The sequence below is a fragment of the Campylobacter magnus genome (assembly GCF_028649595.1).
GTDB lineage: Bacteria > Campylobacterota > Campylobacteria > Campylobacterales > Campylobacteraceae > Campylobacter > Campylobacter magnus.
Map to the genome: position 1 here is coordinate 37,480 of NZ_JAQSLK010000001.1, position 16,590 is coordinate 54,069.

Genomic DNA, 16,590 nt, shown 5'->3' on the forward strand with positions numbered 1-16,590 from the left:
CTTTACCCCTTTACAAAAGATTTTTCGTAATTATATTTAATTATTATTTATAAAAAAATAAGTTTTTAAACTAATATTTTTTTTTAAGATTTTATTAATAAGACAGGGAATTCTAGAATTCCTAGACTAAAAATACCCCCACACCCTGGGTCAGCGGATGCGAAGCAAAAAATCTAGAATTCCTAGCAAAATTCTAGAATTCCTAGAACTTATAAATAAAAAAAGCCCTAGGGAATTCTAGAATTCCTAGCAAAATTCTAGAATTTCTTAGGGCTTGAGATTTAGTGAATTCTAGATTTATAAAAGAATTCTAGAATTCCCTAGAAAAGCTTAGAAGCTAACTCTTAGTATTTTTTCTTTTCGTTATCTTCTACGATGCTTTTTGCGATTTTGCTTACTTCGCTAGCGATAGTAGCTGAGTCGTGAGCGATAGTAGCATTTTCGTTCATATGAATTTCTATATTAGCTACATTTTCGTTAATTCTCTCAATGCCTTCGCTTTGGATGCGGATTTGCTCGCTCATGTCATTTACGCTTTGAACTAGTATGCTAGTGTTGCTCTCGATATCAGCTAGTGATTTTTGAGTTTTTTCAGCTAGATTTCTTACTTCATCAGCAACAACAGCAAAGCCTCTACCATGCTCACCAGCTCTTGCAGCCTCAATAGCAGCATTTAGAGCTAGCAGGTTGATTTGATCAGCGATATCGCGGATGATAGCAGTTACATTTTTGATATCCTCAGACTGAGTGGCAACTTCGCTAGTTTTTTGAACTACATTTGACATAGATGCTGTGATATTTGCTAGTAGATCAGCACTAGATTTTAGATTTTTGTTTTGCTCATCTGAGCTGTTTCTTAGAGCATTTACTCTTGATGTTAGCTCCTGGCTTTGTGCGCTAAGTGCCTGCGCAAAGCCAGCAGAGGTGCGTAGCATTTTGATAATCTCATCGCCAAGAGCATTTGTAGTAAGCTCAACATCGCCTTTTGCGCCTTCAATTTTATTTCTAAAATCAAGTGCTTTATACTCATCAAAAGTTTTTAGTATAATATTCATATCATTACCAACTCTAGCTTGAAGAGTATCAAGCATTTTATTTAGCACATTTTTAAGTTTAACTAGCTCTGGGTTATTTGGATTAAGAGCAATGCGAGCTGTTAGATCACCTTGCTCTATGCTTTGAGCTACTGCAACTGAGTTTTCCACAGCATCGGTATCTTGTTTTAAGCCAGCTTCCGTGCTTTTTATATTTTTATTTATCATAGAAGCAATTCTGCCAAACTCATCGCCTGTGTTGATATTTAGTAGTTTTGGAGCAGATGAAAGCTCGTGATTTACATATTTAAAGCTATCTGCTACGCTTTTTTCGATTAAAGCAATAGGTGCTAGGAAGTGGCGCAATACAAAATATAGTGAAATCGCACCGATGATTAAAAGCACTATAACAGCAATAACCTGAGCTAATAAGTTTTCATTTAAAACGCCGTTATAGTCTTTGTCAGCTGCTTCTGCGACAACAGTCCAGCCAAAATCAAATCTTTGATAAATTGCTGTTACTTCCTCATTGTTAAAGTTTATAAACTTAAATGTGCCAGTAGTATTGTTTGAGCTTTTAAGAGCGGCATCTAGTTTTTCTTTTAGATTACCGTTTGCTTGAGTGCGAATAACACCATTATCTTTATGTGAGAAAATTCTACCTGAACTATCTAGTAAAAAAATATTTTGACTAGGAATTGTTTTACTAACAAATTTATCAAATCTTGTTTGAAAATCATCAACAAAAATATCAACTGCTACAACACCAACAATAGCTCCATTTTTCTTCATCGGCAAAGCTGCTTTAGCTACCATGCGACCTGCAAAAGGACCATCTTGTAGCTGATGAACTTCGCTGATGTATAGTTTGTCAGATTTTTTTGCTGCTTGATACCACATTTCATTTCTTAGATCTGTGCTTTCATCCCAAGCAGTGTTAGCAGGGCGGAAGTCTTTATTTAGCCAGCTTACAGCACTACTGCCAGACTCAAATGCTACATAAGCCTTAGGATAGCGGATTAGCTCCATTACATCATCTTCTATAATGCGAGTATTTTGTAAGCCGTGAATAGCCAAAGAATCACCAAGAGCTTTTAGGTGCTGCTCTGCTTCTATGTTCATAGTGATATTTATGGTTGTGTGAGAAGCACTTAGTGCTAGGCGTTGAATATCACTAAAATAATCAACTGTTTCTGATTTTACTCTTGCATGCGAATAAGCGCTAAGTGCGCCTACAAGCACAATAAAGAGCAAAACAACTACGCTAATTGTTTTAGCGTTTAAACCCATTTTGTTCATGTTTTGTCCTTTTTTTGATGAAAATTAAGGTTTGATTCTAGCAAAATAATTTTAATATAAACTAAAATTTAATATTTTTTCATTTTAATTCGAAATTTTATTTTAAATTTTTTAATTTTATATATTTAAGTTTGAAAGTAGAAGATAACGAAAAGAAAAATACTAAAAGTTAGTTTTTAAGTTTTTCTAGGGAATTCTAGAATTCTTTGTATAAAAATTCTAGAATTCTTTTATAAATCTAGAATTCCCCAAATCTCAAGCCCTAAGGAATTCTAGAATTTTGCTAGGAATTCTAGATTTTTTGCTTTGCATCCGCTGACCCAGGGTGCGGGGGTATTTTTAGTCTAGGAATTCTATATTTTGCTAGGAATTCTAGATTTTATTTGTTTTTTTTCTTTACAAAACTCGCTTAAAAAGCAGTCCTCGCAATGAGGCTTAATTGCCTTACAAGTATAGCGACCAAAGATTATCATTGCTTGATGAAGTCTATTTAAATCAGTTTTAAAAAGCTCGCTTAGCTCGACATCAGCTTGTTCTGGCACCTTAGCTTTTTTTAGCAAATCAAGCCTTTTTGATATGCGAAAAACATGCGTATCAACAGCCATGAAGTTTGCTCCAAGTGCTTCTATTAGCACCACATGCGCAGTTTTTACGCCCACGCCTGCTAGAGCCTTTAGCTCGTTTTCATCTAGTGGCACCTCTCCTGCGTGCTTTTGGCACAGAGCTTGCGCCATTTTTATGAGATTTTGCGCTTTGTTGTTAAAAAACGAACACGAGTTTATAAGCAGTTTTAGGCTGGGTAAGTTTGCCGCTGCTAGACTTTTTGCATCAGGATAACGCTCAAAAAGCGCTGGCGTGATGAGATTTACACGCTTGTCAGTACACTGGGCTGAGAGCATAACGCACACAAGTAGCTCAAAATTGTTTTTAAAAACAAGCTCAGTTTTTGCGCTTGGGTAATGCTCCAAAAGGCGTTCTTTGATAATTTTTACATTTTTTTTACTTTGCATGCTCGCAGTTTACCAAAAAATTCTTTAATTGTGCTATAATTTGCGTCCAAACTTACAAAAAGGAAAAAAAATGAAAAAATCACTAATCGCAATGCTAGCACTTGCTGGCGCTCTAAATGCTGCTCCAGTAGCTGTAGTAAATGGCGAGAGCATCGATGATGCTATCTTTGGTCCAAACCCAGCCGAGCTAAAGCAAATGCCAGCTGATGCTAGAAAACGCCTAATAGATAGTGCAATCGATCGCAAACTAGTGTTAATGGAAGCAAAAAAAGAAAAAGTTGAAAACTCAAAAGAATATAAAACTCTAGCTCAACTAGCAGAAGAAAATGTTTTAATCCAGCTTTGGGAGAAAAAACAATTTGACGCTATTAAAGTAAGTGACGCTGAAGCACAAAACTTCTACAACCAAAACAAAAATCAGTTCGTTGTCCCTGCGCAAGTTCGCGCAAAACACATTTTGGTTCAAAGCAAAGCAGAAGCTGATGCTATAATAAAAGAACTAAGCGCACTAAAAGGCGAAGCACTAAGCGCAAAATTTTCTGAGATCGCAGCAGCAAAATCAATAGACAAAGGCTCAGCAGCAGCTGGTGGTGAGCTAGGCTGGTTTCCAAAAACTCAAATGGTTCCAGCATTTGGCGATGCAGCATTTGCTCTTAAAAACGGTGAGATGACAAAAAAAGCAGTTCAATCACAATTTGGCTATCACATCATCTATAAACAAGATTCAAAAGCACAACAAACACTAACTTTTGACCGTGTTAAAGATAATATAATCGGCAACCTTAAAGCACAAAAACTTCAAGGTGACCTAGCTAAAAAAGTAGAAAATCTACGCAAAAACGCAAAAATCGAGTATAAATAAAAAGGCGAAAAATGGGAGCATTATCATTAGTCCCAGCCGGTGTGCTAACTGGCTGCCAAGCTTGCCAGCTCTATGAACATGCAAAAGAAGTAGGCTTTGCTATGCCTGCTGTAAATGTAGTAGGCACAAACAGTCTAAATGCCGTGCTAGAAACTGCAAAAAAGGTAAACTCACCAGTCATCATACAGCTTAGCAATGGTGGAGCGTCATTTTATGCTGGCAAAGGCATAAATGGAGCTAGCCAAGTAGGTGTTGGAGATGCGCTAGGTGCGATAGCTGCGGCTCATCATACGCATCTTTTAGCTGAGCATTATGGCGTGCCTGTTATACTTCACACCGACCACGCTGCTAAAAAGCTTTTGCCGTGGATAGATGCTCTAATCATAGCAAACCGCAAGTATAGAGCCGCTAATGGCAAACCGCTTTTTAGCTCTCATATGCTTGATCTTAGCGAAGAGAGCCTAGAAGAAAATGTAGCAATCAGCAAAAAATACCTAAAAGAGCTAAGCGAGCTTGATATCGCTCTAGAAATTGAACTAGGCGTAACTGGCGGCGAAGAAGATGGTGTGGATAACACAAATGTAGATAACGCCAAGCTCTACACTCAGCCAGAGGATGTGGCATATGCTATAAAAGAGCTAAGCGAGGTTAGTTCTATGTTTAGTATAGCAGCTAGCTTTGGCAATGTTCATGGCGTCTATAAGCCAGGAAATGTAGTGCTTCGCCCTGAGATTTTGGATAATTCTCAAAAATATGTGATAGAACACCTTGGTGCTAGCACTTTTAAGCCTGTAAGCTTTGTATTTCACGGCGGCAGCGGCAGCGATATAAAAGACATCAAAGATGCTGTTAGCTACGGCGTTGTCAAAATGAACATTGATACTGATACACAATGGGCGTTTTGGGACGGAGTGCGAGATTATGAGGCTAAAAACCACGGATATCTACAAGGTCAAATCGGCAATCCAGAAGGCGATGATAAACCAAATAAAAAATACTACGACCCACGCAAATGGCTAAGAGAGGGCGAGGCTAGTATAGTAAAAAGACTAGAACGAGCTTTTGAAGAGTTAAATTGTATAGGTAGAAACTAAAATATTTTAGTCTAAATTCTAGAATTCCTAGTAGGAATTCTAGATTTTTTATTAGGAATTCTATATTTTTTATTAGGAATTCTAGAATTTTTATTAGGAATTCTAGAATTCCTTAAGATAATCAAAAAATTCTCAAAGTACAAAAACTTTTGTTTTTTGAGAATTTTTTTTAAAAAATAGGGCGCATTGTGAATAAAAATGAGATTGATTTAAACCTGCCTGAAGGAAGAGCTGGCAGTCGTATCATAGTTTATAGCAAGATTGTTTTCTTGCCTGTTTTGGTGCTTGGACTTTTTGCTTTTGGGTATTTTAGCGGATACTGGCCAAGCATTGATAAAACAGCCCTTGTGCTAATGGGTGTGATTTTACTTTTTGCTCTGTTTTTTGCTAGACATAATGCTAGATTTGGTTGCTATATTTTTGAACAACAGCAAATAGAGTTTAAAAAAGACTTAAAAGAATTCATCATAAAAACCCTGCTTACCATCGGCAAAGAGACCAAATCAAACGGCGATTTTGACGATTTTGTGCGAAACTATACTAGATTTGTACGAAATGACAGCTTTGCAAATGTCGCCTCAGCTACATTTTCTATACTTGGCGTGCTTGGTGTTTTTGTGTGTATCGCACTAAGACTGCCAAACTTCGCTTTTAGCGATGCAAAGGAGTTTGAGTTTGAGATAGCACAGCTTTTTATCTCTGTGGGTTCTGCTTTTTATGTGGCTATTTATGGACTTTTACTAGCATTGTGGTGGATATTTTTTGAGCGTTTTGGGCAAAGTAGATTTAGGGTTGTTATAAACCGCCAAAAGCTTGCTACAAGGAGCTTTTTTTGGAGCAGAGACGAGATAGAACACCGCCAACTTCAAGAATCCATTGATAGCTTTGCTAAAATCAGTCAAATTTTTGGCTATGTAAGCAATCAAGAATTTTTCAAAGAACTCGATAGAGTGATTGAAAATAAATTTGAAAACTTCACGAATATAATGAAAAATGAAGAACAAGCCGTAAAACTAAGTGGCGAACAGCTAAAGCAAACCATGGCAGGACTTAGCAAAGCCCAAAGAGAACAAAAAGATATGGCGCGCGTCCATAGCGAGATTATAAATGTGCTTTATAACTTTAATCAAACCTTAAAAGAAATGCAAGAAAGCTTTGCACAAAACTATGCTAGACTTCAAACTATCAGCGATGAGCGTATTGTACGCTTGGAGCGTGCTATAGGCTCGCTTTGTGAAAATGTGGATAGATTTGAGATGAAATTAGAGCATTTTAATGCCAACTTGCTTGATAATCAAAGGGTGGTGCTTGATGGATTTAGATCAGCAATGTTTGATGGCATGCAAGCATTTCGCAAGACCTTTGATGATGAGGGCACAGACGCACAAGAAAGCATTGATACTATAAAAGACTTGAGAGAGAGCATTGCTCAGCTAGATAAAGAAGCAAATGACGCCCTAGCAAATCTTCAAGAAAAAAGAGCCCAAGAGTGAGACCAAACGAACACACCAGCTTTTGGTTAAGTTATTCAGGGCTTTTTTTGGCTCTGTTTTTTATATTTTTACTGATTTTTGGCGCGCTTAGTGCTAAGCTTGTGTTTTTACAAGATGGCACAAAAGCTAAAAACCAAGCCATAGAAGAAGATAGAAAAGCACTGCTACTAAAAGCTCATAAGCTAGAAAAAGAGCAGCAAACCTTGCTTAGTTTCATCTCTGAAATAAACGCTACAAACGAGCTGCTAGCTAGCAAAATCTCACTTAGCTTTTTAAAGCTAAAAAATGATAGCAATGAAACAGCTGATTTGCTAAGTCGCAAAGAAAGTGAGATAAATCAGCTAAAACTAAACCTAAACAAGCTAGAAAGCAAGCTAAATGAAGCTAGGCAAAAAGAACCAGTGCTAATGGTAGATCAAAACTCCACAAAAGCAAATCAAAATAGCCTAAAAATCATCGCTAATCTTAAAATGCGCTTAAAAGATGCTGAGCTTAGTGAGAAAATCGATGCCAAAACTGGCTCTTTAGCACTTAGCGCAGATGAGTTTTTTGATGGCTCAGCTCTAAAAAATGAAGATGCTTTAAAAAGTTTGATTGAGTCTTATTTTGCCGTGCTTTTGGACCCTGAGATTTTTGAGAGAGTGCTTTTTATCACAGTGGCTGTGCCTGCGCCAAAGGACATTGATGATGCGCTTTTAGCACTTGAGAGAGCTAGTGCTTTGGCTGGATTGATTTATGGTTTTAAAGAATCTGCTGTTTTTAAAGACAAGCTAGTCTTTGCTCCACTCTCAGCGCAAAATGAGCTTTTAAGTCTTTCTTTTGTGCCAAAGCCTTAAAAGAGACTTAAAATGAGTGAGTTTTTTAGCCAAATTCACTTTGAAAATCGTGATTTTTTCGTGCTTAGAGATGATTTAATAGATGCAGAGTTTAATGGCAATAAGGCTAGAAAATTAGAGTTTTTTCTACACGCTGATTTGAGTGCTTTTAATTGTATTTTAAGCCACGGCTCATCTCAAAGCAACGCTATGTCAGCGCTTAGCAGCTTTGCTAAGCTAAAAAATCTAGAATTCCTATATCATCCCACGCATATTAGCTCGTTTTTAGCGCAAAATCCTTGTGGTAACTTTGCCTTTGCGCTTAAAAATGGCATGAAAATTATAAGCCAAAAAAGCCAGTTTGATAGCTTAAAAAACAGTCCCAGCACGCTTTTTATCCCTGAGGGAGTAGCCTGCAAAGAAGCTGAGCAGGGCTTTAAAAGCCAAGCAAGACTGATTGATAATCTTAGCGTAGAATTAGGCTGTGATTTTGATATATTTTTGCCAAGTGGGACTGGGGCTTCGGCTGCTTTTTTATCTAGGAATTCTAGATTTAGCGTATTTACCACGCCTTGTGTGGGCAGTCCCCAGTATCTAGCAAAGCAGATTTTTGCGCTTGTGCCAGACTCAAAGGTGCGTATTTTACCCCCAGCTATTAAGGCGTATTTTGGCGAGCTAAAACTAGAATTTTTGCGTATTTGGCAAAGGCTAAAAGAACAAACTAGCATTACTTTTGAATTGCTTTACGACCCTCAGGGCTGGCTTACTTTGCTAGCAAATCTTAGCGTGTTTTCAAAGCCTGTGCTTTATGTTCACCAAGGCGGACTTGGCGGACTTGCCTCCCAGCTAGCAAGGTATGAGCGAAAATTTGGTTTAGTAAGTTTGGTTTAGCAAGTTTGGTTTAGAAAATTTGGCAATAAAATGATAAAACTAGAATTCCTAAGCGAACTAAGGGGCAAAAAACTACTTTTAGCCTTTTCACACGGTAGCGATAGCACGGCACTTTTTCATCTGTTATTGCAAGCAAACATCAGCTTTGATTGTGCTTTGTTTAACTACAAAACAAGAGCCAGCAGCGACCTTGAAGAAGCAAGTGCAAAAGAGCTTTGCGAGCGTTTTGGCAAAAGATTTTTTAGCAAAAGCGCAGAGCTAAAAAACGGCAATTTTGAAAGCAAGGCTAGGGCTTTGCGCTATGATTTTTTTAAGGGGCTTTGCTTAGAGCATGGATATGAGGGGCTTGTTTTAGCCCACCAGCTAAATGACTATTTTGAGTGGTTTTTGATGAGATTTTCTAAGGGTGCTGGGCTTGCTAATTTGCTTGGCTTTGATGAGAGTTTGAGGCTAGAAAATGGAGAAAAAATAAATATTTATCGCCCTCTTAAAAACACGCCAAAGCACGAAATACTAGCATTTTTGCGCGAGAATAATATAAAGTATTTTAACGATGAGAGCAACAAAGATGAGAGTTTTGAGAGAAATTATATAAGGGCTAATTTTAGCGATAAGTTTATTTCTAGTTTTGCTGCTGGCGTGGCAAGGACTTTTGAAGCTTTAAATGCTGATAAAAAGGTGCTTTTGGGCGATTTTGCCTTTGAGAGTGGTGGGCTTTTTGTGCTAAAAAATGATGAAAAAGCCATAAATCTAGCCGATAAAGCACTAAAAAAACTAGGTGTTTTGCTAAGTGCGGACTCTAGGGCTGTGGCTGCTCGGGCCATGAAAAACGAAGGGCAAATCGTGCTTTCTCATAAAGTTGCACTTTGCGCTAACAGCGCTTTTATTTTCATCGCTCCACTAAAAACTGTTGTGCTAAAAAAAGAGTTTAAAGAAGAGTGCAGGCTGCTAAAAATCCCTAGTAAAATTCGGGCATTTTTGTTTTTAAACAAAGATATTTTTAAAGATTTAAAAGAGTTTTTAAGCTAGTTTTTTTCTGGGGGTTAGGGGGTATCTTTTAGGGAATTCTAGAATTTTCGTCATTGCGAGCGAAGCGAAGCAATCTCTAGAAATTCTAGATTCATCCTTAGGAATTTTAGATTTATTTTTAGGAATTCTAGATTTGTCTAGGAAATCTAAATTTTTGCTTGCTTTAGTGGGGTTTGCCTCACTGCTCGCAAATTTTATAAAGGCTATGCCTTAAACCCTTAGGGGCTACCTCCCCTAAAACCCCACTAAAATCTAGAATTCTCTTGCTTTATTTTCGTTTTTGAGGTTAGGGGGTATTTTTAGCCCTAGGAATTCTATAATTCCTAGAGATTGCTTCGGTCGCTCTGCTCCCTCGCAATGACGGCAATACGGAATTTTGAATGAGATTGCTTCGCTTCGCTCGCAATGACAGAATTTCCGCAATGACGGGAGTTTAGACGAGATTGCGGAAATTTGAATGAGATTGCTTCGGTCGCTTTGCTCCCTCGCAATGACGGATGAATTCTAGAATTCCCTATAGAGATCCTCGGGTCAAGCCCGAGGATGACAAAGAAAGTTAGGTTGGGGGATGGCACAAGGTTTAGGGAATTCTAGATTTATTCTTAGGAATTCTAGATTTTGCTTAAAAGAAACCCCCTAACCCCCAGAAAACTAGAATTCCTAGCTTCGGTCGCTTTGCCCCCCCCCAATGACGCAGGGAATTCTAGATTTTTTCAAAATACCCAGCGTTGCTAAGTTTTTCTAAAATATTATCTAAAAAGCCTTTAAATACAGCGTCATTTGGAGCTTCTATTTTTTCTTGTTTGCCATTTCGCACTTGAACTAGGCTTTGTCCGCTTGATTTAATTATATCCTTAAAGCCTTTTAAAACCTTGCCAAGATCCCTGCCATCGCACAAAAGTGCTACTTTTGCCTCAAGCGGACTTAGCGAAATTAGCGCATTTAGCTCATTAGCAGCACCGATTACAGGCGCATCAGTGTTAGCAAAGTAACTTATATAGCCACGCAAACTCTCTTTTACTCTGGTTTTTGCGCCCTCATAGCCTAGCACTCGCAGCGGCGCAGCGCTAAAGTCAATCACGCCAAGTGCTAGTAGTTGCGCTACGCTAGCCCAGATGATATCTTGCTTTTGGCTGTATTTTTCTAGCAGGTCTTTTAGACTAAGGGTGCCTGGATAAAGAGCGTTAAACTCATCGCAAAGCCATTTTAGCTCGGGATTTATTTTGTGAGCTTTGTTTAGCTTTGAGATGATTTCTAGTTTGCCATCGGGGCTGTTTTGATACTCAAAGCCAGCTTGAAAATACAAGTTTTGTAGCACGCTTTTTTTCACACCACCATCAAGCCCACCGCCAGCTGTAAAAAGCTCTAAAACACTCTCTTTTAGTCCCAAAATAGAGCATCTAAAAGCCTTATTTAACAAAAAGTCGCCAAATTGCTCTTTTATAATGCGGTCATTTGGCATCATGCTAGCAGGTATTGCCTCAAAAATCTGTGAAAAGTGCGAGCTTAAATGCGTATCAGCGACATAATCTAGCCCATGACTTCTAGCCTTTGCTACAAAATCCTTAAAATAGCAAGGGTCATTAAAGGTCTCAAAATACTCGTGCATCACATAATAATCTTTTTCTGGGTTATTGGTCAGCACATGTTCTTTAGCAAAGTTTATTGTGTGGCGTGAGATTCCAAGCTTGTAGCACTCATCTTGACCGATTTTTTCGCTAAAGTCCACTAACGCAGTACAAAAGCCCTTTGCCATAGCTAGTTTGTTTTTAGCACTTAGCTCGCCATTTGCGTCTATTTCAGCTTTTGCGATGTCTTTGGCAGCTGCTATGCTAAGCGCTGTCTCGTTACTAGCAGCAAATAGCATGAGATCACGCAATACATCTTTGCCTTTCCAGCCTGGGTAAGTGTTGTATGAGATGTAGATTAGTCCGTGCGGGCTAAGGTAGTTTTTGCCCACTTCAAAAATAGCATCTTTGACAAAATCAGGCACCCAGCTATAAATGCCATGAACGATGATATAATCAAACTTTTCGCCAAATTCTCTGCTGCCCCCCCCCATAGCGATTTGACTGATGTCGCCTTGGATGAGTTTTAGGTTTTTTATACCCATTTGTTCTACGATTTTTGAGCCGCGCTCTATTTGCTCGCTTGAGAGGTCGATGCCGATAAACTCGCTATCAGGGCAGCGCAGAGCACTCATCATGAGATTGCCACCAAAGCTACAGCCAAGCTCTAAAACACGGCATTTTTCGTGTGGGGCTGGCTCAAAACCGCTCATTTTAGCGATTGCTTCTAAGCGAAAAATGCTTGATATTGCAAAGGGATTTGAGGTATAAGGGATGCTATCATAGGTGTCTTTTATATTATTTTCTTGCATTTTTTGACCTTTTTATTGTATTTATTGTGGGAATTCTAGATTGTTCTAAGGAATTCTAGAATTTGCCTAGGAATTCTAGAATTTCTAGCTTCGGTCGCTTTGCCCCCCCCCAATGACGCAGGGAATTCTAGAATTCCTAAGCTCTAAAATTACAGCTCGTAGCCTAGCATGCCATTAAAGTCATTTGAAACTCCAAGTAGTTCAAGTTCTGCGCCTACTATGCCTCTGTGGTGGGTGCTGTGATTTAGCAGAGCCAAAATTAGATTTGCGCGAGATTTTTTAAATGTTATGCCTGGAAAGCTTAGCTCGTCTATTTTTTCTAGCTCTGGCGTTTTTTCTATGATTTGGATGATTTTTTCATCACAGGCGGCAAAAAGCTTAGCAATGCTTGCTACACCCTTATTTTTGAGGCTTAGATCTTCATTTATCTGGCTTAAAATATCAGCGCAGTCCACGTCAGCCCACTTAGCAAACACACCGCCAAAAACAGCCACTTGAACGCCTAAAATATGAGCAAGCTCAGCTCTTAGATTTTTGTAAAAAAGCCCTAAATTAGCATCTAATTTCTCATCGCTTAGACTTGCTGCAATGCTCATCATAGCAGCGTTTGCGGCTTTATTATACTTTGCTTGAAGTACTAAAATTTCTTTCATTTTTTATCCTATTTTAATATTTTTGTTAGATTTTTAGCAAATCGCAGTCTTTTTTTATAGCTTCTTTTGCGGTTTTAAGCTCGCAAATATCAGCTAAAATCTTGATTTTTTTGCCAAATTTCACAGCCCTGCCGCAAGGATAGCCACTCTCATTAAGTGCCGAACAGACAAGCACTTTGCCATTTCTTGCCCTTAAAGCTTCGCAGATTTTTAGAATTCCTGCTGCTGGGGCAAAGTAAGCTGACGAGCCAAGCAGACTAATTATCCTTGCGCCACTTTCTTTGGCTAGGTTTTCTAGCTCGCAGGCTAGATTTTGGCTTATTTTTTGCCCTTTTGCGTATAAGTTTGCAGCGCTCATATTTTCTCCATGCTCGCCGTAAATCTGCCCTTTGCATTCGCTGTTTTTTAGCCCAAAGTGTTTGGCTATCTCAAATCTAAGCCTAGCACTATCAAGCTCGCCAGCCATGCCAAAGACTTTCCCACGCTCAAAACCGCTGGCGGAGTGAGCGCAAAAGGTCATAGCATCAAGTGGGTTGCTAACTACGATTATCACGCTTTTTGGGGCGTATTTGGCTATTTGCTTGCTTGCGTGCTTTATGATACTAGCGTTTGTGGCTAGCAAGTCAGCACGGCTTTGGCCAACTTTACGGGGCACGCCTGCTGTGATCACGCAGATATCAGCGTTTTTGATGATTTTATACTCATCGCTGGCTTTGATTTTTGTATCATTGTCAAGCAGGGCTGCCATGTGATTTAGATCTAGTGCTTTGCCTAGGGTAGGGTTTTTGGCGATGTCTACAAGGGCGATTTTTTTTGCTACATTGCGAGCAATGAGCAAAGCAGCTGCGTTTGCGCCGACATTGCCTGCGCCGATTATTGCTATTTTCATAAAATTTTACCTTTGTGTGTGGCTCTTGCAAAGTGGACGCTTTTTAGAGCCTTTTTTATAATATGTAAAAAATAAATTCACAATAAATCTCTCAAAATATTTTAAGAAATTTATTGTGAATTTACTAGGGAATTCTAGAATTCTTTAGCAAATTCAGGAATTCCTAGAATTCTCTAGGAATTCTAGGAATTCTAAACTCGCGGCAGCGGCTGTTAAAATAAAGTGCAGTGTGAGAAAAGCCGACAAATACGCTATTTAACGGCGATTCTAGTATCGTGGTGCTAGTATGACAAAAGGCAGCAAGCGCGCCGCAGGGATAGAATACGAAATTCATCCCAAGGCGCGCGTGGCTGGCTTTTTTTATAATAGTGCTGCGAGACGAATCGCCAGCTGCTAGCCAGCAAAATTATTTAGACAAAGCCTCGTTAAATAATTTTGATGATCTCATCACAGCATTTGCCTTAGCATCATCAAGCTTATAGTATCCGCCTACATCAGCTGGACTGCCTTGATTGCCGTTTAGCTCGTTTGCGATTTGCTCTTTATTTGCGTTTAAAAACTCAGCCAAGCCTTTAAACTTATCCCCAAGTTCGCTATTTGCAAGCTCATTTGCCCAGTAAAGTGCTAGGTAGAAGTGAGAGCCGCGGTTGTCGTTTTCACCTACTTTTTTGCGTGGTGAGTTGTCGTTTTTAAGATACTGAGCGATTGCTTTATCAAGCGTGCTAGCTAGTACTAGTGCGCCTTTTTTGCCAGAGGTATTGCCAAGGTGCTCTAGACTTGCCCCAAGTGCTAAAAACTCGCCCAAGCTGTCCCAGCGAAGGTGTCCTTCATCTAGTAGTTGGCGAGCGATTTTTGGTGCTGAGCCACCAGCTCCGGTTTCAAATAATCCACCGCCATTTAGAAGTGGGACGATTGAGAGCATTTTAGCACTAGTGCCAAGCTCCATGATGGGGAAAAGATCTGTTAGATAATCACGCAAAACATTTCCAGTCACGCTAATAGCGTCTTTTCCTGTGCGCATGATAGCTAGGCTGTCTTTCATCGCTTTTTCGTAGTTTTCTATGCGGATATCAAGCCCTGTGGTGTCATATTTTTTTAACTCATCTTTTACTATTTTTATCATATTAGCATCGTGGGCTCTTTTCTCATCTAGCCAGAAAATCGCAGTAGCACCAGTGGCTTTTGCTCTATTTATCGCTAGTTTTACCCAGTCTTTGATAGCCTCATCTTTTGCTATCATCGCACGCCAGATATCGCCTTTTTCTACTTTAAAGCTTAGGCTTTCTTTGCCATCACTTAGCACAAACTCGCCGTCTTCTTCGGCAATAAAGGTTTTATCGTGGCTGCCGTATTCTTCTGCTTTTTTTGCCATTAGACCTACATTTGATACTGAGCCTACCACAGCTGGATTTAGTGCGCCGTTTTCTTTTAGCTCATCGATGATTGCGCTATATATCATAGCGTAGGTTTTATCTGGGATTGCAGCCAAGGTCTCTTGCTCTTTGCCATCTTTGTTCCACATTTTGCCGCTATTTCTTATCATATTTGGCATTGAGTTATCTATGATGATATCGCTTGGTACATGTAGGTTTGTGATACCATTGTCGCTATCAACCATAGCTAGGGCTGGGCGAGTGGCTAGGATTTCATTGTATTTTGCTATTACTTTATCTTTTATAGGGCTATTTTCTATTTTGGTAAATAGGTCTTTTAGTCCGTTATTAGCATTTACGCCAAGGTTTTTTAGCTGCTCGCCAAACTCGCTAAATAGCTCAGCAAAAAATACCTTTACAAAATGCCCGAACATAACAGGATCGCTTACTTTCATCATTGTAGCTTTTAGGTGAACTGAGTAGAGAAGCCCTTCTTTTTTAGCATCAGCAATACTGCTTTCAATAAAGCTATCAAGGGCTTTTGCGCTTAGATAAGTTGCGCTTATTACATCGCCTTTATTTAGCTTGATACCGCTTTTTAGCGTTTTTTCGCCACTTGCACCTTTAAATTTTATGCTAAACTCGCTAGCATCACTAGCAATTAGTGATTTTTCATTTGAATAAAAATCACCGCCGTTCATGTTAGCTACTCTTGTTTTTATACTTTTATCCCAAGCGCCGTTTTTGTGCGGGAAAGCTTTTGCGTATTCTTTTACAGCAGCGGCGCAGCGGCGATCGCTATTACCTTCTCTTAGCACTGGATTTACAGCTGATCCTAGCACTTTTGCGTAGCGAGCTTTGATTTCTTCTTCTTTGGCATCTTTTGGCTCTGCTGGGTATGCTGGGACTGCGTAGCCTTTTTGATTTAGTTCAGCGATAGCTGCATTTAGTTGTGGGATAGAAGCTGAGATATTTGGAAGTTTGATGATATTTGCTTTTGGATCCTGCGTCATTTCTCCAAGTTTAGCTAGAAAATCAGGGATTTTTTGATCTTCTTTTAGATAGTCGCTAAAATTAGCCAGAATTCTACCAGCTAGCGAAATATCCATAGTCTCAATGCTAACATCGCCACGGCTTAAATATTCTTTTAATACCGGAAATAGCGAATAGGTCGCAAGTAGCGGCGCTTCGTCTGTGTAAGTGTAGATGATGTCACTCATTTTAAGTCCTTTTTAGAAAAATAAACGCAGAGATTTTAGCAAAAAAATATAAATTCTTTTAAATTTTTTAAAATTTTAAGGAATTCTAGATTTTGTTTGCTCTTTTTGTTACAAAAAGTAACGCAAATATCAAAAAAACTTAAAAAAATATAAAATTAAAAATTAAGTTTAAATTGTTTACTTTGATTAAAGGTTTTTTAGCTAGAATTGCGAAAAATTTTTAAAAAGGAATAGTTATGGTAGAACAACCGCAAAACCAAGCGGTATGGGTAGACGAAAGTCGCTGTAAAGCCTGCGATATATGCGTTAGCTATTGTCCAGCAGGCGTTTTGGCGATGAAAGAGGATACTCATGCCATCCAAGGCACGCTAATTGAAGTAGTACACCCAGAGAGCTGTATAGGATGTAGAGACTGTGAGCTTCACTGCCCAGACTTTGCTATTTATGTAGCTGAGAAGGGATTTAAGTTTGCTAAGCTAACACCAGAGAGCAAAGCAAGAGCAGAGGCTGTAAAGGCAAATCATTACCGCAAAATCGACTAAGGAGCT

General features: G+C 39.0%; 13 protein-coding genes and 1 pseudogene. 7 read left to right on the forward strand and 7 right to left on the reverse strand.

From position 1 onward, the window contains the following. Nucleotides 1-344: 344 nt before the first annotated feature. The 3 genes and pseudogenes from PTQ34_RS08830 to nth form a co-directional block, all read right to left on the reverse strand. Nucleotides 345-1,091 carry a methyl-accepting chemotaxis protein gene (locus PTQ34_RS08830; protein ID WP_404814891.1) on the reverse strand — a complete coding sequence of 249 codons (747 nt, stop codon included), beginning with the start codon at nucleotides 1,089-1,091 and terminating at the stop codon, nucleotides 345-347. After that, nucleotides 1,083-2,333 (reverse strand): annotated as a pseudogene (locus tag PTQ34_RS08835) (cache domain-containing protein); the annotation flags it as partial. The gene PTQ34_RS08830 and the pseudogene PTQ34_RS08835, both read right to left, overlap by 9 nt. Before the next feature lie 353 nt (nucleotides 2,334-2,686). After that, nucleotides 2,687-3,343, reverse strand: a complete 657-nt coding sequence (gene nth, locus PTQ34_RS00180) for an endonuclease III (protein WP_273931456.1) — start codon at nucleotides 3,341-3,343, stop codon at nucleotides 2,687-2,689. Between the two features lie 70 nt (nucleotides 3,344-3,413). On the opposite strand from nth, the gene PTQ34_RS00185 reads away from it, so the two are divergent. The 6 genes from PTQ34_RS00185 to tilS all read left to right on the forward strand — a co-directional run bounded on the left by PTQ34_RS00185 (nucleotide 3,414) and on the right by tilS (nucleotide 9,527). Continuing rightward, nucleotides 3,414-4,205 carry a peptidylprolyl isomerase gene (locus PTQ34_RS00185; RefSeq protein ID WP_273930432.1) on the forward strand — a complete coding sequence of 264 codons (792 nt, stop codon included), beginning with the start codon at nucleotides 3,414-3,416 and terminating at the stop codon, nucleotides 4,203-4,205. Between the two features lie 11 nt (nucleotides 4,206-4,216). Beyond that, nucleotides 4,217-5,299, forward strand: coding sequence for a class II fructose-bisphosphate aldolase (fbaA, locus tag PTQ34_RS00190; protein WP_273931457.1), 1,083 nt, complete (start codon nucleotides 4,217-4,219; stop codon nucleotides 5,297-5,299). A gap of 188 nt (nucleotides 5,300-5,487) precedes the next feature. Then, nucleotides 5,488-6,792, forward strand: coding sequence for a hypothetical protein (locus tag PTQ34_RS00195; protein ID WP_273931458.1), 1,305 nt, complete (start codon nucleotides 5,488-5,490; stop codon nucleotides 6,790-6,792). Beyond that, entirely contained in the window at nucleotides 6,789-7,628 is an 840-nt protein-coding gene (locus PTQ34_RS00200) for a hypothetical protein (protein WP_273931459.1), read from the forward strand. The genes PTQ34_RS00195 and PTQ34_RS00200 overlap by 4 nt, the downstream gene beginning before the upstream one ends. A 12-nt stretch (nucleotides 7,629-7,640) precedes the next feature. Continuing rightward, nucleotides 7,641-8,498: a 1-aminocyclopropane-1-carboxylate deaminase gene (locus PTQ34_RS00205; RefSeq protein ID WP_273931460.1), complete on the forward strand. Its 858-nt coding sequence runs from the start codon at nucleotides 7,641-7,643 to the stop codon at nucleotides 8,496-8,498. A 30-nt stretch (nucleotides 8,499-8,528) separates the two neighbouring features. Further along, nucleotides 8,529-9,527: a tRNA lysidine(34) synthetase TilS gene (gene tilS / locus PTQ34_RS00210; RefSeq protein WP_273931461.1), complete on the forward strand. Its 999-nt coding sequence runs from the start codon at nucleotides 8,529-8,531 to the stop codon at nucleotides 9,525-9,527. A 703-nt stretch (nucleotides 9,528-10,230) separates the two neighbouring features. Here tilS and PTQ34_RS00215 read toward each other — a convergent pair. The 4 genes from PTQ34_RS00215 to PTQ34_RS00230 form a co-directional block, all read right to left on the reverse strand. After that, nucleotides 10,231-11,907, reverse strand: coding sequence for a methyltransferase regulatory domain-containing protein (locus tag PTQ34_RS00215; protein ID WP_273931462.1), 1,677 nt, complete (start codon nucleotides 11,905-11,907; stop codon nucleotides 10,231-10,233). 149 nt (nucleotides 11,908-12,056) lie between these two features. After that, the gene (locus tag PTQ34_RS00220) at nucleotides 12,057-12,560 is read right to left on the reverse strand and encodes a DinB family protein (RefSeq protein WP_273931463.1); all 504 of its coding nucleotides are present in this window, start codon (nucleotides 12,558-12,560) and stop codon (nucleotides 12,057-12,059) included. 25 nt (nucleotides 12,561-12,585) lie between these two features. Next, a complete protein-coding gene (locus tag PTQ34_RS00225) occupies nucleotides 12,586-13,449 on the reverse strand; it encodes a lactate/malate family dehydrogenase (RefSeq protein WP_273931464.1) in 864 nt (287 codons plus the stop codon). 406 nt (nucleotides 13,450-13,855) lie between these two features. Then, nucleotides 13,856-16,042 carry an NADP-dependent isocitrate dehydrogenase gene (locus PTQ34_RS00230; RefSeq protein ID WP_273931465.1) on the reverse strand — a complete coding sequence of 729 codons (2,187 nt, stop codon included), beginning with the start codon at nucleotides 16,040-16,042 and terminating at the stop codon, nucleotides 13,856-13,858. A gap of 236 nt (nucleotides 16,043-16,278) precedes the next feature. Here PTQ34_RS00230 and PTQ34_RS00235 point away from each other — a divergent pair, with 236 nt between their 5' ends. Beyond that, nucleotides 16,279-16,584 (forward strand): 4Fe-4S binding protein, encoded by a 306-nt coding sequence (locus PTQ34_RS00235; protein WP_273930442.1) that lies wholly within the window; start codon nucleotides 16,279-16,281, stop codon nucleotides 16,582-16,584. The last annotated feature ends 6 nt before the right edge of the window (nucleotides 16,585-16,590 follow it).

Coding starts and splice junctions, on each gene's coding strand:
- PTQ34_RS08830 (WP_404814891.1), bottom strand. CDS start 1,091: ATGCTTGATACTCTTCAAGCTAGAGTTGGTAATGATATGAATATTATA.
- nth (WP_273931456.1), bottom strand. CDS start 3,343: ATGCAAAGTAAAAAAAATGTAAAAATTATCAAAGAACGCCTTTTGGAG.
- PTQ34_RS00185 (WP_273930432.1), top strand. CDS start 3,414: ATGAAAAAATCACTAATCGCAATGCTAGCACTTGCTGGCGCTCTAAAT.
- fbaA (WP_273931457.1), top strand. CDS start 4,217: ATGGGAGCATTATCATTAGTCCCAGCCGGTGTGCTAACTGGCTGCCAA.
- PTQ34_RS00205 (WP_273931460.1), top strand. CDS start 7,641: ATGAGTGAGTTTTTTAGCCAAATTCACTTTGAAAATCGTGATTTTTTC.
- tilS (WP_273931461.1), top strand. CDS start 8,529: ATGATAAAACTAGAATTCCTAAGCGAACTAAGGGGCAAAAAACTACTT.
- PTQ34_RS00215 (WP_273931462.1), bottom strand. CDS start 11,907: ATGCAAGAAAATAATATAAAAGACACCTATGATAGCATCCCTTATACC.
- PTQ34_RS00220 (WP_273931463.1), bottom strand. CDS start 12,560: ATGAAAGAAATTTTAGTACTTCAAGCAAAGTATAATAAAGCCGCAAAC.
- PTQ34_RS00225 (WP_273931464.1), bottom strand. CDS start 13,449: ATGAAAATAGCAATAATCGGCGCAGGCAATGTCGGCGCAAACGCAGCT.
- PTQ34_RS00230 (WP_273931465.1), bottom strand. CDS start 16,042: ATGAGTGACATCATCTACACTTACACAGACGAAGCGCCGCTACTTGCG.
- PTQ34_RS00235 (WP_273930442.1), top strand. CDS start 16,279: ATGGTAGAACAACCGCAAAACCAAGCGGTATGGGTAGACGAAAGTCGC.